The sequence below is a fragment of the Paenibacillus sp. YN15 genome, assembly GCF_003285005.1.
GTDB lineage: Bacteria > Bacillota > Bacilli > Paenibacillales > NBRC-103111 > Paenibacillus_AR.
Genome location: NZ_QMFA01000023.1, coordinates 86,287 through 108,974 on the forward strand (window position 1 = coordinate 86,287; position 22,688 = coordinate 108,974).

Sequence of the window (22,688 nt, forward strand, 5' to 3'; positions counted from 1 at the left end):
TAAGGGTCTCTCAGTTCCGCAAAAAACCCAAATCCCCGCTTTTGCCGCCATAAGAGTCGCTGAGTTCCGCAGCAGAAGACGGACCCGTCAAAAAACGCGCACACTGGCTATCGCTCATCCGCTATTTCGCCCACTAACCCGATTTTTACCCACTAACCCGATTGTCGGTATCGATTCTACCCTGCCCAGTCTAATTGCAGGCACCGCTTCTGTCGCTATCCCCCGTTAAACCGGGCAGCGTCCCGTTTACATTTTCGTCACACTTAAAAAACCGCCGGATCGGCGGTTTTTTTGTCTGCGTTATGCGGCAGACAGGGAATTTACAGTCTTCTGAAGCCGGAAGGCAGATTGCCGGAGGAACGGATTGCCCGAATCTGCGCAAGGGTCAGGTAACGGTTGGACGAGATCAGGGATTCCGGTTCGTCATCCCCTCCGATGATGTCATCGAGATCCCGCAGACTGACATTGCCCCGGAATACCCGGAAGTTCCCGCGGAAATTGGTCCGGGAAAACAAGACTAAGGTCGCATTGCTGCTGGTGGAGAAAAAGGTGAGGCTTTCCACATCATCATACCGCCGCTCCAGATTGGCAATGCCCACATTCCCGCGCACCGTACGCCGGATGCCGCGGAAGTTCTCATCCGAATAAAGCCGCAAACGGGGATAAACCTGTGCTATCGCTGCTTTTTCCATTCTTGCTGCCACCTCCTCTCTCTTTAAGTAGCATATGAACGAGAGACTGAGAGGCTTGGACGGATGAATCTGGCAGTTGGCCTGTTTTGACAAGCGCATGTAAGGCGGGAAGAGAAGTAGAAGGGGCGGGGCATTATAGGCGGTGCCTATCAACAGCATTCATTTTATATATTTGCTAATTGAACCGTTCAGAGATACGGTAAATAAAAGACCCAGCAACAAATATAGAGAGGATGATACAGGTGAGTCAAACATGGAATACCGGCGTCTATGATACCGATATGTCGTTTGTGTCCCGGTTCGGGGAATCCCTTCTGGAGCTGCTTCAGCCGAAGGAGGGGGAGCATATTCTGGACTGGGGCTGCGGCACCGGGGATCTGACAGCGGCCATTGCCCGCTCCGGAGCCCGGGTGACAGGCATCGATGCCTCCCCGGACATGCTTGCGGCCGCCGGGGCCAAACACCCGGAGCTGGAATTTATCCTGGCGGACGGCCAGTCCTACATCAGCCCGGAGCAGGCCGACGCCGTGTTCAGCAACGCGGCGCTGCACTGGCTGACCGACGCCGAAGGGGCCGCCGCTTCCATTGCGGGAAGCCTGCGGCCGGGAGGGCGGCTGGTTGCCGAATTCGGCGCCCACGGCAACATTGCCTCTGTCGTCCGGGGGCTGCCCGCAGCCTTTGCCGCCGCAGGAGCAGCCGATAAGCTGCGGCTGCCCTGGTACTTCCCCACAGTGGGGGAATATGCCTCCCTGCTGGAAAAATACGGCCTGGAGGTGGAGCTGGCCCTCTGCTTCCACCGCCCCACCCCCTTGGAGGATGGGGAGGCAGGCTTCCGCAAATGGGTCAATACCTTTGCCAACGGCGTACTCAGCGTCCTGGATAATGCCTCCCGCCAGGCGGTTCTGGATCACCTGGAGCAGGAACTGGCGCCCCTTCTCTTCAGGGATGGCCGCTGGGTGATGGACTACCGGCGGCTGCGGGTGGTTGCCCGCAAGCGGGAATAGAGCCCTGCCTAGCGGTACCATTTTTCCTGGGCGGTATACAGCCGGGCATATTCCCCGCCGGCGGCCAACAGCTCCTGATGGGTGCCGCTTTCTGCAACGCTGCCCTCCTTCAGCACGACGATCCGGTCCACCAGCTTGCACAGCCCCACCCGGTGGGAGATGATGACGGCGGTTTTGTCGCGGGCGGCCCGAAGGAAGGAATGGAGGATATCCGTTTCCACCAGCGGGTCCAGAGCGGCGGTGGGCTCATCCAGAAGAATCAGGCCGCTTGGGCGGAACAGCCCCCGGGCAATAGCCAGCTTCTGCCACTGGCCTCCGGACAGCTCCCGGCCGCCAAATTCCCGGCCCATGGGCTCGTCAAGGCCGCCTATCCCTTCCAGTCCCGCCTGCCGCAAGGCCTCCAGAATATCGTCGTCGGCCTGCAGCCGGCCGATATCCGACATGGCCACATTTTCCCGCAGGCTCAGGTTATAGACGGCGAACTGCTGAGCCACCGCCGACGCCTGGCGCCGGAAGCCGTCCTGGTCATAATGGCAGACCGGAACACCGTCGAAGAGGACCTCCCCCTCCTCCGGCGGATAAAAGCCAAGCAGGAGCTTGCCCAGGGTCGTTTTGCCGCTGCCGTTTTCCCCAAGCACCGCCACCTTTTCCCCTTTGCCAATAACCAAATCCAGATGACTCACCGCATACCCTGCCTGGCCGGGATACCGGAAGGATACACCCTCCAGGCGGATTTCCTGCTGGAGCCCGGGGTAGCCGCCGTTGCCGTTCCGCTCTTCCTCCTGGTCCAAAAACGCATAATAGTCCTTGGCGTAGCCCAACTGCTCAGGGATGCGCCCCAGGAACTGCAGAAACACCTTCATGGCCATCTGCAGGCTGAGGAAAGCCGTTACGGAAGCACCGAACACGCCCATGGTCACCTGCCCCCGCAAAACCAGCGCCAACACCAGCCCGATGGAGGCCCCGTACCCGAGGATGCGGAACAGGTCACAGTAAAGCAGGCTCAGGGCATCCTTTTTGCCCACCGTCCACAGCTCCTCATTCACCCGGTCGCGGGTGGTTTGCCACTTGCCGGTGATGTAGCCGTCAAAACCCGCAACCCGCATTTCCTTGGCCGTCTGGCGGGTATGGAACAGGCTCCATAGATAGGCAAGCCGGCGGGTTTCGGCGGCCTGGGCCCGCTTGACATGGAAGAACTCCTTTCCCCGCACCAGCCGGGCCACAAAATAGGGCAGCACCGACAAAAGCGACAGAGGCAGCAGCCACACGCTGTACCTGGCCAGCACGGCCGCTATGGAAACCGCGGTTAAGGGAGCCCGCAGAAATACCATGGTGCCGTTGAACAGCGCCGAGAGGGATTCATCGTTGACCGCCTTTTCCGCCCGCTCCTTGCGGTTCAGCACCTCCGGGTCCTCCAGGGCCAGCAAGGGGAGCTTCGCCAGCTTCTCGTAGAGCGCCATCCGGAAATAGGCGGTCCCTTTCTCGTAGATCCCTGCGTTTACTGCGATGCTGAAGATATAATTGAGCATGTCGTTAAGCAAATAAATGATCAGATAAAGGGCCGCATACAGATACAGCTTGCTGTCCACCGCTTCTCCGTTGATGGCTCTGGCCGCATGGTCGAACAGCCCGGCGGAAACCACCGTTGCCGCAGCCGGAACCAAAGCTCCGGCAAGCTGCTGGAACACAGTAAGCGCCGCCGCAACCGGCGCCCATTTGAACATACTGGCATAAATACGGCGCAGACTGCTCACGATACTGCCGCCTCCTCTCCGTACCAGGCCCGCTGGCTGTTGTACATCCGGGCATACAGCCCCCCGACTTCCATCAGTGTCAGATGATCCCCGCTCTCCGCCACAACACCGTCGGCTAGCACTACAATTTTGTCCGCCATCCGGGCACTGGCTAGACGGTGGGAGATGAGAATGCAGCCCCGGTTGGCCAGCACCCGGGCAAAGCTTTCATACATCCGGCTCTCGGCCAGCGGGTCCAGGGCCGCAGCCGGTTCATCCAGAATCACGAAGGCGCTGTCCGGCAGACAGGCCCGGGCAAGAGCCACCCGCTGCCATTGGCCGCCGGAAAGATCCCTTCCCGCAGGGTCCAGCTTGCCCAGCGGCACATCCAGATTATCCGCCATATCACCGGCCATGCCCATCGTTAACGCGGCGCGCAGGGCTTCATCGTCCTCCAGCTTGGACAGATCGCCGAAGGCCACATTTTCCCGCAGGGTGAGCTCATAGCCTTGATAATCCTGGAATATAACCGAGAATACCCGCTGCAGCTCACTGCGCCGCAGCTCCGGGATCGGGATGCCGTTTACCAGAATGCACCCGCTGTCCGGCTCGTACAGACGGCATAAGAGCTTAATAATCGTGGACTTGCCCGCTCCGTTTTCCCCTACCAGAGATACCCGCTCACCCGGCTCTACCGTGAAGCTTACTCCCTTCAGAACCGGCCGGTCAGTCTTGGGATAGGTGAATGCCACCCGGTCAAACTCCACCCGCAGCGGTTCTTCTCCCAGCGTTTTGTCCCCATAGGCGGTCTCCGGAAGAGCCAAAAAGGCATAATAATGGTCCATCAGCAAATAGCGGGAGCGCAGGCGCTGGAGGGTGTGGGAGAGCAGCTCCGCGTTGCTGAGCACGGCACCTGTGGAGGCGATCAGGGCCGTAAACAGGCCAATGGTCATATCCCCGCGAACGGCTGCCGACACCAGGCTGATGAGGATAAAGGCCGACCAGATTTTGAACAAAATCAGACCGGCCAGATAATACCGCTGGGCGCGGAAGGTGGTTTTCACCCGGGTGCGGAGCACCTGCTGCGCCAACCCCCGCCATTTGCCCATAATATAATCCGTCGCGCCGAACAGCTTCAGCTCGAACAGCGCCGCCTTGCCGGCCACCAGATTGCCCAGATCCCGCATCCGCCGCTCATCCGCGGACTGGCTGTTGAACATGGCGTTCATCATATCGGCAGCCTTGAAGTCCAGCCATACCACAGGAACGAGAAGAACCAGAAAACCGGCCATAAACCACCATCCCGCCTGGGCAAACACAACAGCGGAGCCGGCCATAGCCACCATACAGGCCAGTGCCCCCGTCACGCTCAAAAACAGCTGGAACACCTTGTCCTGGGGATCGTTGGACATACGCTGGAGGGTATCCTGCACATCCTTGTCCTCCAAACAGGCATATTCCAGCCGTTTGAATTTGTCCACAATATTGGGCGTCATGCCGCTGTTCAGCTTCCGCTTGATGGCGATGAACAGAATGCCGTCCAGAAACCCTCCCTCTGTAGAGTTGAACAGCAGCGCCCCCAGCAGGCAGGCGCACCAGACCGCCAAGGGCCTCCAGCTTGCCCCGTGGGCCACCACACCTGTGGCAGCGTCGATCACCCGTTGGATAAAGTAGATGGATAAAGGCGCCATCACCCCTGTCAAACCAAGCTGCACCAGCTTGATCACCGTCAGACCCGGGGCATACCGGAATAAAATCCCAATCGTTCGCAATGATTTTCGAAACATGCCTGCCCCCTCCGCTTATCTGCGCTTGCCCAATCCCTTACCCCGTGCAATATGCAATAGCGCCAGTATACGCCTGGAACCTTGAAGAAACCAGGGAAAATTTGTTTACAGTCAAACCCTCCTTTGCCCAAAATCGTTGACAAACTGAACATGCTTTTGCAAACTGAAGCTATGACCACTCTGCAGGATGGGGAAGGAGAAACAAACGTATGAGCGTAAAAGAAGCAGTGCTGGCGCAGCCTTCATTGGTGGCGCTGTGGGACTTTCAGGAGGAGGCCGGCCAGCCCCGTGTATCACAAGGCCCCCACCGGTATGTGCTGGAGGAAATGGCCGGCGGGGTTAGGCGGGTTGAGGACGGCGTTCTCGGGCCCTATTCCGCGGAAATTACGCCGGGGCAATGGCTTCGCGCCGCCCGCCGGGAGACCCCGGCGCTGAATATCGGCGGCCCCGATGCCAAGCTCACGGTAGCCGCATGGGTGAAGCGGCACCGCAAGCCCCTCATGACCCGGGACGGCAACCCCAACGGCCCCTGGTTCAAGGAATGCGAATTCATCGCCGGAATTTGGAACGAAACAGGGGAAAAGCGGCAGTACGGCATGTTTTTGAACCTGGGCATTTGGGACAGCAAGGAGCAGCTGTGCGGCCACGTTTCCGCCATCGGCGGGCCTACGCCGGGCTACCGCTATTGCATGGACGCCTCTATCGGCCAAACGCCCCTGCCCGAGGACGAGTGGCTGTTCCTGGCCATCACCTACGACGGGCTCTATGCCCGCTCCTATGTCAACGGCAAGCTGGATGCGCGTCCGGAGCGCAATCCGTATTATTATCCGGGCGGGTTGTATGACGGCGGGCCGGACGGGGCGGACTTTACGGTAGGCGCCGTAGACCGTCTCCACTCCATCGGCAACTTCTTCGCCGGGCGGCTGGGCGGGCTGGCAGTGTTCGACCGCGCCTTGACCGAAGAGGAATTGCTGGCCCTTCATTCTCTGCGCTAAACACCGAAAGCCGCCGGGCGGATTGCCTGGCGGCTTTTATTTCAGGAGAGCCAGCGGATTCGGCCGCCCCAACGGACAGACGATTCGCTATTTGGCAGAAAAACGGCGCTTTCTCATCTGCGCGGACACAGGATGCGCTATCTGCCGGAAAAGAGCGGGTTTGGACGGGTTGCAGAGGAAATAGCGTACTGTGTGTCCGCGAAATCGCCAGAAGCCTGCGTTTTGGCAAAATAACGGATTCTCGGTCCGGATAAGCAATCCTCCATAAGGAAGCCGAGCCGGTTTACCTCTCCAGACAGTGGAGCAGCGCCGCCTGCTGGACCTCCAGCAGATGCTTTTTGAAGCCGTACCCCACGAAATACGGGGAAGCAATCGCCGCACTGCTCACCTCCTCCTCCACGCGGAAAGGGGGACAGGGATTAAGCACCGCTCCCGGTCTCGCCAGTCCCATCCGCTCCGGGGTGATGCGGTAATCCCGGAAATAAGCCTCCTCGCGGAACGAGCGGGGCAGCGAATCCGTGAGCACCACATCGCTCTCCCGGAGGGCCTCCTCCAGGGAAACGGCAAACCGGTACTGGGCGGTTTCCGGCCCCATCTCATGGCCGGGCGCGCAAACATGGATGAAGCGGAGCCCCATCACCTTGGCCATGTGCATCCAAGTGCGGGCGATATTGCCCGGCGGCCCCACAAAGGTATAGGCCAGCTCCCGGTAATCCGGCCGCCGCAGACGGAGGGCATACAGATCCGCCAGAATCTCGCAGGGATGATTATGGGCTGTCATGGCGTTGATCACCGGAATGCGGGCATGGACCGCAATCTCCCGGAGCTTGTCCAGATCCGGATGGCGGATGATGGCGGCATCCGCCCAATTTTCCAGATACCCCATCACATCCTGAAGCCGTTCCTCCTTATCCAACGTCTCCGGCGGAAACAGGACGGTCCGGCCGCCCAATAGCTGTATCCCCTTCTCGAAGGTGAGGCGTGTGCGGAGGCTGGCCTCGGAGAAGAACATGACGCAGGTTTTTCCCGCCAGCAAAGGGGCTCCCGGCTCCAGCCGGAGGCTGTCGGCCCGCTTGTAGATATCCAGAATAGTCGATTCGTCCAGCCCCTCCATATCCAGCAGATGCACGGTCAATCAGCCCCTTCGTTGTTCAGTCCAGCAGCAGTCCGCCGCTGTAATGCAGCTCATAGACGGATTCCCCGTCCAGCAGAATGGATTCTACCCCGTGGAAGCTTCCCAGCCCGCCCTCGAAGGTATTGCGGTACTCCCAATCCCCCTCCCGCCAGCGTTTCGGCCCGCGGTAAGGCTGCTGCGCATCCGCCTGCCTGAGGGCGCTGCGCAAAAACTGGTACACCGCCGCCGTCCGCGCCCGGCTCGCCGGGGACATCGTTACACCACCGGAATAAACCATGGTCCAAACGGGACGCCCCGCCAGCTCCACAACCTCCTGCCCGGCAAAAAAATCCATGCCGAAATAAATATCCCGGTACCGGTAATCCCCGTTGGCATATTCCAATTGCTTGGAGCCTGCCAGAAGCGGCGGCACGGAGGCTTCATCCCCTTGGGCCGCATATGTATTGCGCTTGGCCTCCACCAAAAAGCGGATCAGCCTTTCCTTTTCCAACAGCATACCATATCTCCTCTTTCCCTATATCCCTTTTTTCCAACAAACATACGTTCCCTTCTCTCATTATACGGTTACCCGCCCAATTGAGCAAGATTATACAATCCTTCAGAGGGCAGGCTGTGGTATTCTTACACTAATCGAGGCCGGACAGGAGAGAAGGCGCATGGCGAAGGAAAAACGGACCGTATGCTATGATGCGGAACTGGAAATCGAGGCTTACCGGTTTGTGGGAGTCATGCAGAAATTCCCCAACCATTTCCACGATTATTATGTTATCGGGTTCATTGAGGCGGGGCAGCGGCTTTTGGTCTGCAAAAACCGGGAGTACATCATCAATCCGGGAGACATTACCGTCTTCAACCCCGGGGATGTCCATTCCTGCGAGCAGCTGGACGGCAGGGCTTTGGATTACCGCTGCCTGAACATTCAGGCGGACGCCATGGAGCGGATGGTGCGGGAGATGACGGGACGGTCCTGTCTGCCCCGCCTCAAACGGCCGGTGCTGTTCCAAAGCGAGCTGGCCGGTTCCCTGTGCGAGCTGCACCGGATGATTCTGGGGGGAGAGCGGGATATGGCCAAGGAGGAGCTGGCGCTATTGCTGATCGGCCAGTTCCTGCAGGAGGAGGCGGATCTGCGCTCCGAGACTGCGGGCCGGGAGCCGGAGGCCGGTCTGAAGGCTGCCTGCGCCTATCTGGATACCCATTATCATCATGCCGTTTCGCTGGATGAGCTGGGCAGTCTGGCCGGTATGAGCAAGTATCATTTTCTCCGCTTGTTTACCCGCTCCTTGGGCATCACGCCGTACTGCTATCTCCAGGCTGTGCGGATCGGACGGGCCAAACAGCTGCTGGAGCAGGGGCTGCCCCCGGCGGAAACGGCGCAGCTGACGGGCTTCGGCGACCAAAGCCATTTTACCCATACCTTCAAACGGCTGATCGGGCTGACGCCAGGGCAGTATACGCGGATTTTCCCGGACGGTCCGGTACGCCGGCCCGTACTTCAAGGAGGCAAACATGATTAAACCGAAAGCCGCAGCGGCAGGACACGCAGCCGCCATCTTCACCATTGTTGTCTGGGGCACTACCTTCATCTCCACCAAGGTGCTGCTGGGGGATTTCTCCCCCTTTGAGATTCTCATCTTCCGCTTTACTCTGGGGTATCTGGCCCTGCTTGCGGTTCATCCCCGCTTTGTGAAAACATCCGGCATCCGGGAGGAGCTGCTGTTTGCCGGAGCCGGGCTTTGCGGCGTGACCTTATATTTTCTGCTGGAAAATATCGCCCTCACCATGACCCTCGCCTCCAATGTGGGGATTATTGTGTCCGTCGCCCCGTTTTTCACGGCGGTGGCGGCCCACTTCTTCCTGAAGGGGGAACGGCTGCGCCCGCCTTTTTTCATCGGCTTCGCCGTGGCCATGCTGGGCATTGTCCTCATTACGCTGAACGGGAGCTATGCGCTGGAGCTGAACCCTGCCGGGGACATTCTGGCGGTGCTGGCCTGTGTTTTCTGGGCGTTTTACTCCGTGCTCATGCGCAAAATCAGCGCCTTGGGGCACAGCAACATCGCCTGTACCCGGCGGGTGTTTTTCTACGGGCTGATATTTATGCTTCCGGCGCTGGGCTTTATGGATGTGCATCTGGCGCCGGAGCGGTTCGCCGATCCGGTGAATCTGCTGAACCTGCTGTTCCTGAGCCTTTTCGCCTCCGCCCTATGCTTTGCCTCGTGGAACTGGTGCGTGGGGGTGCTCGGCGCCGTCAAAACCAGCGTCTATATCTACTTGGTGCCGGTGGTGACCATCATCGCCTCCTGGCTGATTCTGCATGAGCGGCTGACCGGCATTGCCCTGATGGGCGCCCTGCTGACGCTGGCCGGGCTCTTTATCTCCGAGTGGAGGCTGAAGCCGGGACGAGCCGCCTCCTACAGGGAGGCAGAAGCGGGGCTGGAGAGATGAGAAGCGGTGCGGAGCCATTCGCGCCTCCGGCGGACATACTCCGCAAGCGGTGTGCCCGTAATAAACGAAAACATCCGCTGGAAGTTGAAGCTGGAGCAGCAGGCCTTCTGCGCGGCTGCCGCATAGTCGATTTCCCCGGTGAGATTCTCCTCAATATAGTCCAGAGCATTGTTCATTTTTGTGAGCCAATCCATCCCCATCGCTCCCTTTCAAAACCGATCATATCCGTTTGCTGCGCCTCTCGCGCAACTTCTTCTGCACAATTCCGTCAGCAGGGTTACAGCGAATCCACCCATTTTGTGGCATACTAGCAATATAGCATGATGGGACAAGGAAAAAGGAGTGACAAAATGATTTACGTTGCGCTGTTGCGGGGCATTAATGTGGGCGGCAATAACAAGGTGGATATGAAGCGGCTGAAGGCAGCCTTTGAGCAGGCGGGGATGCGGCAGGTGGTCACCTATATTAATTCCGGAAATATTGTGTTTTCCTGGGATGCGGAGGAGGCTGCAAGCGGCAGGAGCCTGTCCGGTGAGCAGGAACAGGAGCTGAAGCGCAAGCTGGCGGGCATTTTGGAGGAAGCGATTCTGCGGGAGTTCAACCTGCCCATCAGAGTGGTCATCCGCAGTCTGAAGGATATCCGTGAGGTGATCCGCCATCTGCCGGAAGCCTGGACCAACGATGACACCATGCGGAGCGATGTACTGTTCCTGTGGGCTGAAGCAGACGCGCCGGAGGTGCTGGACGAGCTTAAGTTCAAGCCGGAGATCGACCGTGTGCTCTACGCGCCGGGCGCTGTGCTTTGGTCTGTGGACCGGGCCAATGCCACTCGCAGCGGGATGCAAAAGCTCATCGGCACCAAGCTGTACGGGCTGATGACCGTCCGTAACGTCAATACCACCCGCAAAATCCACCAGTTGATGGAGGAGGCGGCAGCGGTGGCGGAAGCAGAGGGCGGCTGAGGCATCGGTTTGTCTCCCTTGGCGCTGCCGCAGCCGCAGCCGTCAGCCCCGCATCACCAAGGGCAGCAGCTCTAACGGCGGTGTAAGCCTTTATTTCCGCGAAAACACCGCCCCAAACATTCTAACGGTGGCCAGCGCCGCTATTCGGGCCAAACAACCCGTCGCAAGCCCGGTTTTGGCCAAATAGCGGCTCCTGCTTCCGTTAGATTTGGCAAACCGCTATTTCGGGGCAAATAGCGGCTCTCACCGCCGTTAGAATCGCACGCGGCTCCCGGCCCATACCCATCTCTACGCTTCCATACCCCACCTGCCTCGCGCGGACAGGGGTGTTACAGGAGGATTTTCACTATGTTCAACATTCTGCTCATTGAAGACGATGCCGCTTTGTTCGGCGAAATCCGCCAGCGGCTTTCCCAATGGTCCTACCAGGTCCACAGCATTACCGATTTCGGCAGGGTGCTGGAGGAGTTTGCGGCGCTGAAGCCGGAGCTGGTTATCATCGACATCCAGCTGCCGCAGTTTGACGGCTTCCATTGGTGCCGCACCATCCGGGCCCACTCCAAGGTGCCGATCCTGATGCTCTCCTCCCGGGATCATCCCAGCGACATGGTCATGTCCATGACCCTGGGGGCGGATGACTACATCCAGAAGCCCTTCCACTTCGAGGTCCTGGTGGCCAAAATCCAGGCCATTCTGCGCCGGGTCTACAATTACACCACCGACCGTCCAGAGCTGCGCACCTGGCGGGGAGCCACTGTCGAATTCCTCAAAAACACCGTTTCCGGCTCCAGGGGAACCGTCCTTCTCACCAAAAACGAAATGTTCCTGCTGAATCTGCTGGTGGAGCACAAGGGGCAGATTGTCACCCGGGAGGCGATGATCCAGGCCTTGTGGGACAACGAGGATTTTGTCAGCGACAACACCCTGACCGTCAATGTGAACCGGCTGCGCAAAAAGCTGGAGCCTCTGGGTCTGGACGCCTGCATCGAAACCCGGGTGGGGCAGGGCTATATCGCCACCGATGAGGAGGGGCCGGTCATATGATCCGCCGCTATCTGAGTGAGCGCGCGAGCTGGCTTCTCCTGTTGCTCGGGCTGCAGCTGCTGCTGGTATTTGTGGCCTATCTGGACCCGGGCATCGATCTCCTGCCCACTCTATATCTGGTTTGGCTGAATGCATCGGTATGCATCGCCTTCATATGCTGGCGTTACTTCCGGGAAACCCGCTTCTACAAAAGCCTGGCCGCCGGTGAGCATCTGTTCGATTCCCGGCGTCTCCCGGAGGCGGCAAGCCCCTTCGAGGCCATCGTCCGGGAGGCTGTGCTGGAGCAAACGGAAAGCATCCGCCAGGAGTCCGCGTCCAACGCCCACCTGCTGGAGCAGGAGAAGAATGACCTGCTCTCCTGGATTCATGAGGTGAAAACCCCCCTCTCGGCCATGCATCTGATGCTCGGGCGGATCACCGATGAAACGCTGAGAAGCCAGCTCCAACAGGAATGGCTCCGGATTCATCTGCTCCTGGACCAGGAGCTGCACCGCAAACGACTGCCCTTCCTGAAGAATGACCTGTACATGGAAGCCGTGCAGCTCGGAGCCGTGTTGAACAAAGAAATCCGCGACCTCCGGTCCTGGTGCATCCCCAAGGGGATCGGCTTCGACCTCTCCCTGGAAGCGAAAGAGACCTTAACGGACGCCAAGTGGCTGGGCTTTATCCTGCGGCAACTGCTCAGCAATGCCATCAAATACAGCGGTCCCGGCACAGACATCTCCATCTTCAGCGGAGAGCTCGACGGGCATGTAACGCTGACCGTCCGGGACCGCGGGCGGGGCATCGACCCCAAGGACCTGCCGCGGATCTTCGACAAGGGCTTCACCTCCACCCTGAACCGCCAGGACGGAGGCAGCGCCACCGGCATGGGGCTTTATCTGGCCCGGCAAGCGGCACAGTCGCTGCTCATTGTCATTCAGGCGGAATCCATGCCCGGCGAGGGCAGCGCCTTCACTCTGGTGTTCCCCCGGAAGAACGATCTGGTCCGTCTTGCAGGCATGTGACAGGAATGTCACATGCTCTTTTCATTTGTTCGGCGAAACGCAGGAAAACACGCCGGCGGCTGGATTATGATGGAGGTATCAAAGGAGTGAAGCAAATATGGCAATTCTGGAAGCCTCCAACATTTATAAAACCTACGGCAACAAGCTGAACCGCCAGGAGGTGCTCAAGGGCATCGACCTGAAGGTGCGCAAAGGCGAATTTGTGGGCATTATGGGCCCCTCCGGCTCAGGCAAAACCACTCTCCTGAACGTCCTGTCGTCCATCGACCGGGTAAGCCAAGGCACCATCGATATCGAAGGCCAAACCTTCACCCGCATGAAGGAAAAAGCGCTGGCGGAATTCCGCAAGCGCCACCTGGGCTTTATCTTTCAGGAATACAATCTGCTGGATACCCTGACCGTCAAGGAAAATGTGCTGCTGCCCCTGTCCATTACGGACATCAGCAAGCGCGAAGCCCATCTCCGGTTTGAGGAGGTGGCCCGAGAGCTGGGGATTTTCGAAGTGAAGGATAAATACCCGTCGGAAATTTCCGGCGGCCAGAAGCAGCGGACCTCTGCAGCCAGAGCCTTCATCCACCAGCCGGGCATTATTTTTGCCGATGAGCCTACGGGGGCTTTGGATTCCAAATCCGCCTCCGACCTCCTGAACAAGCTCTCGGAGATGAACCAGAAGCGGCAGGCCACCATCGTGATGGTCACCCATGACCCCATGGCCGCCAGCTTTTGCAGCCGAGTGGTATTTATCCGCGACGGGCAAATCTACACCCAGCTGGAGAAGGGGGCGGAAACCCGCCAGTCCTTCTTGGGCGATATTATCAAAACCCAGGGTGTGCTGGGCGGGGTGCAGCCATGAACATCCACTTTATCATCCTGCGCAACCTGAAGAAGAACCTGCGGAACTATTACCTCTATGTATTCGCGCTCATCTTCAGCGTGGCCCTCTATTTCTCCTTCGTTACCCTGCGGTATGATCCGGCTTTGGGCGAAATGGAGGGCACCGTCAAGGGGGGCGCCGCCATCGGAGCCTCCTCCGTGCTGCTCGTGGTCATCGTCGCCGTGTTTCTGCTGTATGCCAACACCATATTCATCAAACGCCGCAGCCGCGAAATCGGCCTGTTCCAATTAATCGGACTGACGAAGGGGAAGATCTTCCGGCTCTTCAGCGCCGAAAATCTGATCCTGTACTTCGGATCGATGCTCCTGGGCATCGGCGGGGGCTTCGGCATCTCCCGACTGATGCTTATGATCCTCTTCAAGATTATTGAAGTGGAGGAAATGGCCCGGCTGCGGTTTTCACCGGAAGCGCTGAAGCAAACCATTCTTGTTTTCGCGTCCATATATCTGCTGATTATGCTTATGAACTACCTGTTTATCAAAAGCCAGACCATTCTCTCCCTGTTCCGGGTTTTGTCCACCGCCCAGGAGCGGGTTAAGCGCATCTCCATATGGGATATCATCATGGGAGTGCTGGGGTTGGGCTTTATCGGCGGAGGGTATGCACTGTCCGCGCGGCTGTTCGGGGGCGCCTTTACCTCCATGACAGAGCTGATGGCGGCCATGGTGGCCATCCTGGCCTCCGTTATTGCCGGCACGTACCTGTTCTATAAAGGCTCCGTCCGCTTTCTGTTCAATCTGGCCCGCAAAAGCCAAAACGGCTACCTGTCCGTCAAGCAGGTGCTGTCCCTGTCCTCCATTATGTTCCGGATGCGGTCCAACGCGCTTTTGCTCACCGTCATTACCACCGTTTCCGCCTTGGCCATCGGGCTCTTGTCCTTAAGCTATATTTCCTATACCTCTGCCGCCATCTTGGCAAGGGAGTCCTCTCCCCACGACTTCGGGTTTGTCAGCCAAGAGGATAAAGGGCATTTCACCGCCGCGCTGGACAAAGCGGGAATCGGCTACCGGGAAATCGCCATCCCCTCCATTAAACTGAGGATGGACCCCACCCGGCTGTTGGACCCATCCTTATTCACTGGCAGCGAGGACAGCACGATGGAAGTTACGGTGGTGGGAGACCGGCAGCTGGAGCATATCGACATCCGGCCGGGTGAAGCGCGTTTTATCAGCAGCTCGGCTCTGGAGAATTTCCTGTCGCCCCGGAACAATTCGGAGGTGACCATATTTGCCGGGGAAACCTCCTATCCGGTCACCGTTACCTCCATTTCCAAGGAGGCGCTGCTGCCCATCTATTACGGCCAGCCGCTGATAATAGACCAGGCCGATTATCAAAACCTGTCCGCCGCGGCATCCAGCCAGGAAAAGGCCAATGAACGGGTCTATTACGGCATTCTGTTGGCCGAGCCCGGCCAGATCAAAGCCGCCAACGCCATTTTTAATACCGAACCAGCGAAGCAATCGGCCTTCTCCCAATACGAAAATCTCGTCAGCCAACGCACCAATATGGGGCTCATCATGTTCATTGTAGCCTTCCTCGGGCTGACCTTCCTGATTACCTCCGGCTGCATCCTGTATTTCAAGCAAATGGATGAAAGCGAGGAGGAAAAGGGCGGCTACACCATTCTGCGGAAGCTTGGCTTTACTCCGGGAGACCTGCTCTCCGGCATCCGCTTCAAGCAGTTGTTCAACTTCGGCATTCCTCTGGTGGTGGGGTTAAGCCACAGCTATTTCGCCGTCAAATCCGGGTGGTTTTTCTTCGGTACGGAAATGCTGTCGCCCACCATTCTGGTCATGCTGGTCTATACCGGACTGTACTCCATCTTCGGCATCCTGTCCGTGCTGTACTGCAAACGGGTCATTGGCCAGTCGCTGTAACGCGGCGGGAGCCGGTTCAGGCTACTCTCCGCCGGCCAGCTCGTTGCCGTTTTCGTCCACGCCGAGAGCCCCGCAGGCCATCAGGCGGTATTCCTCCAGCCCTGATTTCATTGCAAAAATAGCGATCAGAATAGGATAGGACGCCGTCGTTTCCCTGATATGCTCCGCCATCCGGGGCCACACCCGGCCTCCGGCCCGCTCGTACCGGGGCAGAAGATCGGCCAGCCCTTCGTCGCCGAACAGCATATAATACGTAACAAAATCCGCAGCCGGATCGGCGTATTCCGCCTCGGTCCAATCCAGAAGCCCGGTTACCTTGCCGTCAGGATTCACCAGAATATGTCCCGGATGCAGGTCGCCGTGGACCAAGGCCGAGTGGTCAGGCCAGAAGGTGTCGTCCTCCAGCCATGCCCGCCAACGCTCCCAGAGGGCCCGCGACACGCCGAAGGCGGCTTTGACCTCCTCCATCCGCTCCTGCAGCCGTTGCCGCACCCCGCCAGGGCTCCACACCCGCAGACCGGCCTGGCGCGCCTCCTCTTCGGGGATGTTATGCAGGGCGGCCAGCGTCTCCGCCAGGGATTGCACGAACACCTCCGGCAGCTGCTGGGGGTTTATCACCCAATCGTACTGCTTCAGCTCAGGATTGATGGTGGCGATAGGAACTCCCCCCAGCAGGGGATAAGCAATCAGCTCCGGCTCATGCACCTGCCAATCCGGAACTTCCACCGGCAGATGGCGGGAAACCAGCTCCAGCACTTTCCGCTCATAAGCGGCGGACTCAATCACATCGGGCCGCCGCGGCTGGCGGAGCACCCAGCGCCCCCCGGCCGCGGTATCGGCGAATACCGCCCAGAAATCCAGTCCGGATTCATTCAGGCTGGCGGCGGCTGGTTCTATTTCTATCCCGCGGCTGCGGGCTTGCTGAAGAATATCCTCGATTATGCGCTGCTTCTCAGTCATATATGCCCTCCTTTGCAACATAGGCGTATGCCTGCTTTTCAGTATACCCTACCGGGCATAGACGCTCAACAGCAGAAGACGGAGGCTTAATCTTCTTCCGTAAAGGAACCGAAATCGGTAATCCTCACATCATAGCTGAAATTCACCTCCACACCGCTAAAGACCTCGTCCCAGTTGTCCTTCACCTTCCTCCACACCTCCGGATGCTGAATGGCCAGCCGTTCTCCAAAAGCGCCCACATCCACCTTGTACTCCTTCTGCAGCTTGCGCATCAGCGTCTGCATCCTCTGGGCCAGCCGTTCCTCCACAATCTGCTCCGCCGTTTCGGCAAACTGGTGGGAGGAAGGGGTGGACTGCTCGTTCCAGGTCTCAATCAGACGGCCCTCACTGACAAGGCTGACCCGGAATGCAATACGGTCCCCTTCCACAATGGAATTCATTTTGCTTTTCATGGACTTCACTTCATAGGTCAGGGTTTCATTGTCTGCGTCCTCCGTTTTAATCACGCCCGTTGTCCCCTCATTCCTCAGCCAAACCAGGCACTCCGTATCCTCCTGGCTCAGATTGCCGATCCAGCGTCCGGAGGAGCCCTTGATAATCCCGGAGCCGGAAAACTCGATCTCCCCGCCTCCGGTGACCAGATTCTGAAGCACGAAGTTTTTCTTGGCATACGTGAATCCGTCCAGCCGGGATAGGGTAACCGGCGGAAGCAGCTTGCTGGTGCGAGTACGGTTGCGAATCATCCCCATGATGTGAAAGGCCGGGACAATCTCTGTTCTGTTGGATACCAGCGTATCCCTGGCCATGCCTTGGCTTATATACACCATGGTGCTGGGCCGGATATCATTGTCCCGGAGCAAAAAATCCGTCAGCTGCTCTATGCTTTGCTTTTGCAGCAAATCGGCGGAAATGACAATGACCTTCAGGTGATGGCCAATAACCGGACGATCCAGCCGGGTGGAGAATTGACGGAATATCTCAATCAGCGAGTCGCCGCTTCCCGAAACATTGACATACGGCATCTGTGATTGATACTCATCCTTATCCTTCATCCCCACCGACTTGGTAGGAACAATCTGAATGGTGGCCATTAGCTTGTTTCGTTTGCTGTAGACGGCCCCTTTGGCCTCGAACTTCTTTTCGCCGGGAGCAGGCTGTCCGCTGTCCAGCGCCAATCCGGCGTACAAAGCCAGATCCTCAATCTCCTTGCTGCTCCAGCAGCCCGGCAGAAGCAGCGTCAGAGCAGCGCATGCCAGGAGAAGCTTAAGCTGCTTACACATGCTGCTTCAATCCCTTCACACGAATCATCCATACCACAAGAAGCGGGACGAACAATAGAAGGAACAGACCTGCGCTGCCCCATCCGATGGCGTCACCCAGAAGAATCAGGTCCTGCTGGCTCTTCGGCACCATAGTCGCCAGAAACAATACGGGAACCATGGCGAGAATAACCGGCTGCACAGGCAGCCGGAACACTTGGGAAATACCCAGGGAGGCTTGAAAGAAGAAGCTGCAAAAGGTGCAGAACATCTGTATCAGCCAAACCACCATCAGCGGAAATTCCAGCCTTTCCACAAAAAAACCGGTGACCTCGAAGCTGCGGATCAAATCGATGGTAGGCCAGGCGCTGGTAATCACGCAATCAATGGACAGACCGCCGACAACCATAATGACTGTCAGCAGATACAACCCCAGGGGAATGGCAATCCCCCCCAGCATGGCCTTAACCGCGTGCTGGGGATGCTGCATGAAGGCCACCAGCGTCAGAACCACCTCACAGCCGGAGTAAACCAGGATGGAGGACTTTAAGCCGCGGAAGACAGGGGCGAATCCCTCCCCCAGAACCGGGCGCAGGTTATTGATATTGAACAGCCGCAGGCTGACCGCATACGACACCAGCAGCACCAGAATCGTAATGGGCAGGACGATCTGGTACACCCGGGCAATGGCGTTAATGCCGCCGCACACCAGGTAGGCCCCCGCCCAAATAAACGGAATGACCATGGCCCAAATGGGCGTTCCCTCCAGCAGGAAGAACAGCGTAACCTCCGCCAGCGAACGGATCTCGAAGCCCGCTACAATCACGAAATAGAGGACCAGGAGCAGGCAGAGCGCCCCTCCCGGAACCCTGCCGGCAATCTTCCCCGCATATTGGAAAATGGTCTCGCCGGGAAACTGCTGGCTGAGCTTGACCATAAGCAGGACGACCAGCATAATCGCTGCGCCTCCCAACAGAATGGTCAGCCAGGAGTCAGGCGTCTTCATCTCCTGGGTTATGCTGCGCGGCATGGTCAGAATCCCTGCGCCAAGCAGGGTATTGGTCAGGAATACCGCCGCTTGGGAGGAAGTAATCTTGTCATCGGCTCTAAGGAACAAGCGTAGCTCCCCTTCCGAAAATCAGGATTTGCGTTTGCTTTTTTTCGTCTTCAGCATAACCGGCCGGCGCTTCATCATAGAAAGCGGGGCGCGCAGGAACAGGTCCTTCCAATCCTGCAGCCGGTAGGGCGAAGCCGGGGTGAGGTAAGGAACCCCGAAGCTCTTCAATCTGGTCAGATGGCTGCACAGCAGAAGAAAAAACAGAATGGTGCCGAACATGCCCAGGAAGGCTGCAAACAGCATCCCTGCAAAGCGGAGCACCCGAAGGGTGATGCCGGCGCTGTAAGTGGGAATAGAGAAGGAGGAAATGGCGGTCACCGCCACCACAATAACCAGAAAGGGGCTGACAATTCCCGCCTGTACCGCCGCATCGCCGATAATCAGGCCGCCGACAATGCCCATGGCCGGCCCGATGGGCTTGGGCAGACGGATGCCCGCCTCCCGGAGGATTTCAATAGAGACCTCCAGAATCAGCACCTCGATTAAGGAGGGAAAGGGAACCCCTTGGCGGGTCTCCATGATGGAGATCGCCAGCTCGGTGGGAATCAGCCCGGGATGAAAGGAGATGAAAGAGATATAAAGCGAAGGCGCCATCAGGGCCAAAAACGCGGCAGCAAACCGGAGCATCCGCAAAAGGGAGCCGGGCACCCAGCGCTCGTAATAATCCTCGGGGGACTGGAGCAGCATGCTGAAGGTAGCCGGAACAATCAGCGCGAAGGGGGTGCCGTCCAAGGTTTGCTTGGTTTTAGTCAAATGGGCAAAAACTACCTCCCGCATCAACATGCGGCCACGGCCTTCTGCGCAAAAAAACGCCCCTTCCCGTAGGAAAGAGCGTCTTTGGATGTTCATCTGCAAATGGGGTGAGTATCCCTATGCCAGCTTCTGGCCGCAATTGGAGCAGAAGTTGGCTCCTTCATTCTTCGCGCCGCAGTTGGGACAGAAGTTGGGCTTCTTCCCATCGTCCGCTCCGGCCGGTTGGGCTCCCTGCGGGCTGCCCTGCCCGGAGCCGCCTGCCTGCGGGTTCTGCGGGTCCATATTCTTCATCATTTCCTTGGCGATGTTCATGCCCATCATCATCCCCGCCATATCCGCCGCGGCCCCTCCGCCCTTCACATTGCCGGAGGCCATGCCGTCGGTCATGGAAATCTGCTGGTATTTGCCCACATTGCCGATCATTTCGTGGGAGGCCGTCTTGTTGATCATATCCTGGATCTGGTGCGGATAATTGAAGCTCATCACCTGAAAACCGGTAACCGTGAGGCCGGTGCTCAATACCTGCATGTCCAGATCCTCGCGGATGCCGCGGGCGATATCGAAGGCGTTGGCCTGGAGATTGAACATATCCTTGCCCTCCCGGCTGATCCACTTCATGAGAAGCTGGTCCAGCACGGAGGTAATCCGCAGCTTCACTTCCTCCACCAGATAGCTGTCCTTCATTCCGGCAATCCGGTCGATCAGGGCCACATAATCATTCACCTTGAAGTTGAAGGTGCCGTTGGCGCGGATGGGCAGTCCGCCGGGAAGATTGGGAGCCGGAAGCAGAATGGGGTTCTGGGTGCCCCAGCGGACGGTGAACTCCTTGGTGTTGACGAACAGCACCTCCACCCTCATGCCGCTGTTAAAGCCGAATTTGAAGCCCTTCAGGGTGGACAGGAAGGGAATGATCTGCGACTCGATATTGTACTCGCCCTCGTTCTGGAAAATCCCTTCAATCTTGCCGTTGTGGAAGAAGATGGCGTCCTGGCCGGGGCGGATAATCAGCTTGCTGCCCTTTTTGATCTCCCGGTTGCTCCATTTCCAGAAGATCATATCCTCCCGGAACTCTTCCCACTCCACTACATTGGCAAACTGGTTGCGGAAAAACGACATATCTGAACCACTCCTTCATTGCAAGATAGGTAACTCTATGTTTCTCCCTAAAACGAGCCTCTGCTGCCGCTGTGGGAATGGCCTCCCCGGCTGACTCCTCCACCTCCGCCACCCCCGCCGCCTCCGCCTCCGGTGTTCTTGGGAATTTTGGTTCTGGTAACGGTGGTGCGGATGTATTGGTCCTGGCGGTCAAGAATTCCCGACGAGGCGGCGTCCTCATAAGTCTGCCGGTTCACCGTCACCCGGCCGCCGGAGTGATACGCCATGGTGCCGACGATGATAGCGCCCAGTCCCAGGGAAACCGCCAGCTGGAACCAAAGCTGAAACAGGATATTGTCGGGATTCACGCCCGGCCGGTAACCCATATACCGGTTGGCGGTGTCCAGATAGAGCTCGAAGGCTTTCCGGTAATCGCCTGCGCTCAGGTAAGGGGTGATTTTGGTGCGGATTTTGTCCATCCGCTGGTCATCCAGATACTCCTCGCCCTTATAGAACCCGGCCAGGTAAATCTCCCTGTTGCGCATGTCCATGGTTAGAATGGCAGTGTTGCCATGGGCCTTGTCATAACCCGGCGCCTTGCTGTCGTAGAAATCCTCGGTCATGACCACCACATCGGTGTTGGCCGTATTGTTCGAGGTGTAAATCATGAAGTCCGTCTGCCGCTTCTCGCCATACTTCATGGCCAAGGCAGTAAGCGCCGCCTCCTCCTCGGGCGTCAGCAGATCGGCTTCATCATAGATAAGCCGCTTCTCCGCCCCGGCATAAACCGTCTGCCCGGCGGGAGCCAGCATGGCCGCCAGCAGAAGCAGCGTGAAGCAGAGCAGGCCCAATATAGCCCGTTGGCGTTGTCTGTTCACCATAAACCGCCTCCCATCAGAAGGGCGATCAGCTTCAGGGAAAGGAAGGTCACGCCCGAAATGCCCGCAAACCAGGCTGCCACCTTGCCGAAGCTGATGGGCGGTTTGCCCACTACCTTGCCGGTCTGCCCGTTCATGGCAAAGGTATGCTCCAGCTTGTCGTAATCGTAATGGACCACCCAAACGGGAATCAGGACGTAATCCGCCTGGGTCATCCGGGTGTCGATATCTTTTTGGGTATAGCTGACCGTGGTGTACCCCGCCATGGCCGACTGGATATAGGCTTCCACGTAGGGCCGGATTTTTTCCTTTACCCGGGGCAGCAGTTCTTCGCCGGTGTAGCTGTATTTATCTGCCCGGTACCCGGCCAGGTATGGAGTTTTGAAGCTTTTCAGCTGATGGTAGGGAAATGGCTCCAGGCGGTCCATCAGCTTGTCGCTCATTTTTTCCGACGCGTCCAGGGGTACCCGGTTGTAGTTCAGCCGGATTCTTCTGTATACGCTGAAGTGCTGGGTTTCCGTAATCCGGTAGTCCCCCTGCACATACGTTCGCACCTTGGTGGCCTGAGCCCGCGCTTCAATATGGTTGTTCAGGCCGTACAGCCAAAACGGCACATAGGTGCCGGTAATGCTCTTGATCCGGTCCGCCGTCATAAATCCCGCGGGGGTCAGCCGCCCGTTGCGGCACCATTTCTTGAAGGCCCGCACCGCTTCCTCCTTGCTGATGGCAAAGGGCAGCACCTGCACCGGCCGGAGGCTGCCCGCCAGCCTGTCCCCCAGGATGGCGCTGGAGCCGCAGAAGCTGCACAGCGTGGCGGTGGTTTCCCCATCCGCTTCGATCACGCCGCCGCAGCTGGCGCAATGGTACTCCTCCCGGGGCTGGGGAGCAGACGGCGCTTTTAATGCCTCCACAGGGTCAGGAAGCCCTTCAATGGAATCCGTTCTGCCGCAGCTTGGGCAGGACAATGCTGTTTTGCCGCTGTCAAAGACCATGCTGCTGCCGCAATTCATACATTTGAAATCAATGGCCTGCATCGCTTCACCTCACCTTACG

The 22,688-nt window shown here is 58.3% G+C and carries 20 protein-coding genes and 2 pseudogenes; 9 read left to right on the forward strand and 13 right to left on the reverse strand.

The features are described from left to right. Positions 1-320: 320 nt before the first annotated feature. Complete coding sequence (locus DQG13_RS18265; protein WP_113021224.1) at positions 321-692, reverse strand: hypothetical protein; 372 nt, start codon at positions 690-692, stop codon at positions 321-323. A gap of 233 nt (positions 693-925) precedes the next feature. Here DQG13_RS18265 and DQG13_RS18270 point away from each other — a divergent pair, with 233 nt between their 5' ends. Further along, positions 926-1,696, forward strand: a complete 771-nt coding sequence (locus DQG13_RS18270) for a methyltransferase domain-containing protein (protein ID WP_113021225.1) — start codon at positions 926-928, stop codon at positions 1,694-1,696. 8 nt (positions 1,697-1,704) lie between these two features. Here the strand turns inward: DQG13_RS18270 and DQG13_RS18275 are convergent, their stop codons facing one another. Together DQG13_RS18275 and DQG13_RS18280 are read right to left on the reverse strand one after the other, a co-directional pair. After that, positions 1,705-3,450 carry an ABC transporter ATP-binding protein gene (locus DQG13_RS18275; protein ID WP_113021226.1) on the reverse strand — a complete coding sequence of 582 codons (1,746 nt, stop codon included), beginning with the start codon at positions 3,448-3,450 and terminating at the stop codon, positions 1,705-1,707. Beyond that, entirely contained in the window at positions 3,447-5,216 is a 1,770-nt protein-coding gene (locus tag DQG13_RS18280) for an ABC transporter ATP-binding protein (protein ID WP_113021227.1), read from the reverse strand. Before DQG13_RS18280 ends, DQG13_RS18275 begins: the two co-directional genes overlap by 4 nt. A 209-nt stretch (positions 5,217-5,425) precedes the next feature. Here DQG13_RS18280 and DQG13_RS18285 point away from each other — a divergent pair, with 209 nt between their 5' ends. Next, the gene (locus DQG13_RS18285) at positions 5,426-6,211 is read left to right on the forward strand and encodes a LamG-like jellyroll fold domain-containing protein (protein ID WP_113021228.1); all 786 of its coding nucleotides are present in this window, start codon (positions 5,426-5,428) and stop codon (positions 6,209-6,211) included. 283 nt (positions 6,212-6,494) lie between these two features. Here the strand turns inward: DQG13_RS18285 and DQG13_RS18290 are convergent, their stop codons facing one another. Both DQG13_RS18290 and DQG13_RS18295 read right to left on the reverse strand, forming a co-directional pair. Then, positions 6,495-7,340 carry an ornithine carbamoyltransferase gene (locus DQG13_RS18290; RefSeq protein ID WP_113021229.1) on the reverse strand — a complete coding sequence of 282 codons (846 nt, stop codon included), beginning with the start codon at positions 7,338-7,340 and terminating at the stop codon, positions 6,495-6,497. Between the two features lie 22 nt (positions 7,341-7,362). Next, a complete protein-coding gene (locus DQG13_RS18295) occupies positions 7,363-7,842 on the reverse strand; it encodes a DUF5680 domain-containing protein (RefSeq protein WP_113021230.1) in 480 nt (159 codons plus the stop codon). A 160-nt stretch (positions 7,843-8,002) separates the two neighbouring features. Between DQG13_RS18295 and DQG13_RS18300 the strand changes: the two genes are divergently transcribed. Beyond that, positions 8,003-8,860 carry a helix-turn-helix domain-containing protein gene (locus DQG13_RS18300; RefSeq protein WP_113021231.1) on the forward strand — a complete coding sequence of 286 codons (858 nt, stop codon included), beginning with the start codon at positions 8,003-8,005 and terminating at the stop codon, positions 8,858-8,860. Further along, complete coding sequence (locus DQG13_RS18305; RefSeq protein ID WP_397333996.1) at positions 8,856-9,788, forward strand: DMT family transporter; 933 nt, start codon at positions 8,856-8,858, stop codon at positions 9,786-9,788. Before DQG13_RS18300 ends, DQG13_RS18305 begins: the two co-directional genes overlap by 5 nt. Here DQG13_RS18305 and DQG13_RS18310 read toward each other — a convergent pair. Next, entirely contained in the window at positions 9,755-9,982 is a 228-nt protein-coding gene (locus DQG13_RS18310; RefSeq protein WP_220094411.1) for an AraC family transcriptional regulator, read from the reverse strand. The two genes, DQG13_RS18305 and DQG13_RS18310, sit on opposite strands and share 34 nt — an antisense overlap. A gap of 156 nt (positions 9,983-10,138) precedes the next feature. On the opposite strand from DQG13_RS18310, the gene DQG13_RS18315 reads away from it, so the two are divergent. From DQG13_RS18315 to DQG13_RS18335, 5 genes and pseudogenes are all read left to right on the forward strand, one after another. Continuing rightward, entirely contained in the window at positions 10,139-10,750 is a 612-nt protein-coding gene (locus DQG13_RS18315; RefSeq protein ID WP_113021233.1) for a DUF1697 domain-containing protein, read from the forward strand. Positions 10,751-11,098: 348 nt separating this feature from the next. Then, on the forward strand, positions 11,099-11,794 hold the full coding sequence (locus DQG13_RS18320) for a response regulator transcription factor (protein ID WP_113021234.1): 696 nt from the start codon (positions 11,099-11,101) through the stop codon (positions 11,792-11,794). After that, positions 11,791-12,801, forward strand: coding sequence for a sensor histidine kinase (locus DQG13_RS18325; protein WP_113021235.1), 1,011 nt, complete (start codon positions 11,791-11,793; stop codon positions 12,799-12,801). Before DQG13_RS18320 ends, DQG13_RS18325 begins: the two co-directional genes overlap by 4 nt. A gap of 97 nt (positions 12,802-12,898) precedes the next feature. Then, positions 12,899-13,658: pseudogene (locus DQG13_RS18330) on the forward strand (ABC transporter ATP-binding protein); the annotation flags it as partial. After that, positions 13,651-15,573 carry an ABC transporter permease gene (locus DQG13_RS18335; protein WP_113021237.1) on the forward strand — a complete coding sequence of 641 codons (1,923 nt, stop codon included), beginning with the start codon at positions 13,651-13,653 and terminating at the stop codon, positions 15,571-15,573. The pseudogene DQG13_RS18330 and the gene DQG13_RS18335, both read left to right, overlap by 8 nt. A 21-nt stretch (positions 15,574-15,594) precedes the next feature. Here DQG13_RS18335 and DQG13_RS18340 read toward each other — a convergent pair whose 3' ends face one another. The 7 genes and pseudogenes from DQG13_RS18340 to DQG13_RS18370 all read right to left on the reverse strand — a co-directional run bounded on the left by DQG13_RS18340 (position 15,595) and on the right by DQG13_RS18370 (position 22,669). Continuing rightward, positions 15,595-16,533 carry a macrolide 2'-phosphotransferase gene (locus tag DQG13_RS18340; RefSeq protein WP_113021238.1) on the reverse strand — a complete coding sequence of 313 codons (939 nt, stop codon included), beginning with the start codon at positions 16,531-16,533 and terminating at the stop codon, positions 15,595-15,597. Positions 16,534-16,619: 86 nt separating this feature from the next. After that, positions 16,620-17,813, reverse strand: coding sequence for a Ger(x)C family spore germination protein (locus DQG13_RS18345; RefSeq protein ID WP_113021239.1), 1,194 nt, complete (start codon positions 17,811-17,813; stop codon positions 16,620-16,622). Continuing rightward, positions 17,806-18,909: a GerAB/ArcD/ProY family transporter gene (locus tag DQG13_RS18350; protein ID WP_113021240.1), complete on the reverse strand. Its 1,104-nt coding sequence runs from the start codon at positions 18,907-18,909 to the stop codon at positions 17,806-17,808. The genes DQG13_RS18345 and DQG13_RS18350 overlap by 8 nt, the downstream gene beginning before the upstream one ends. Before the next feature lie 21 nt (positions 18,910-18,930). Next, a pseudogene (locus DQG13_RS18355) lies at positions 18,931-19,641 on the reverse strand (spore germination protein); the annotation flags it as partial. A gap of 138 nt (positions 19,642-19,779) precedes the next feature. Continuing rightward, positions 19,780-20,778 (reverse strand): SPFH domain-containing protein, encoded by a 999-nt coding sequence (locus DQG13_RS18360; protein WP_113021241.1) that lies wholly within the window; start codon positions 20,776-20,778, stop codon positions 19,780-19,782. Positions 20,779-20,825: 47 nt separating this feature from the next. Continuing rightward, positions 20,826-21,638 carry a TPM domain-containing protein gene (locus tag DQG13_RS18365; RefSeq protein ID WP_113021242.1) on the reverse strand — a complete coding sequence of 271 codons (813 nt, stop codon included), beginning with the start codon at positions 21,636-21,638 and terminating at the stop codon, positions 20,826-20,828. Continuing rightward, positions 21,632-22,669, reverse strand: a complete 1,038-nt coding sequence (locus DQG13_RS18370; RefSeq protein ID WP_113021243.1) for a TFIIB-type zinc ribbon-containing protein — start codon at positions 22,667-22,669, stop codon at positions 21,632-21,634. The genes DQG13_RS18365 and DQG13_RS18370 overlap by 7 nt, the downstream gene beginning before the upstream one ends. Positions 22,670-22,688: the final 19 nt, after the last annotated feature.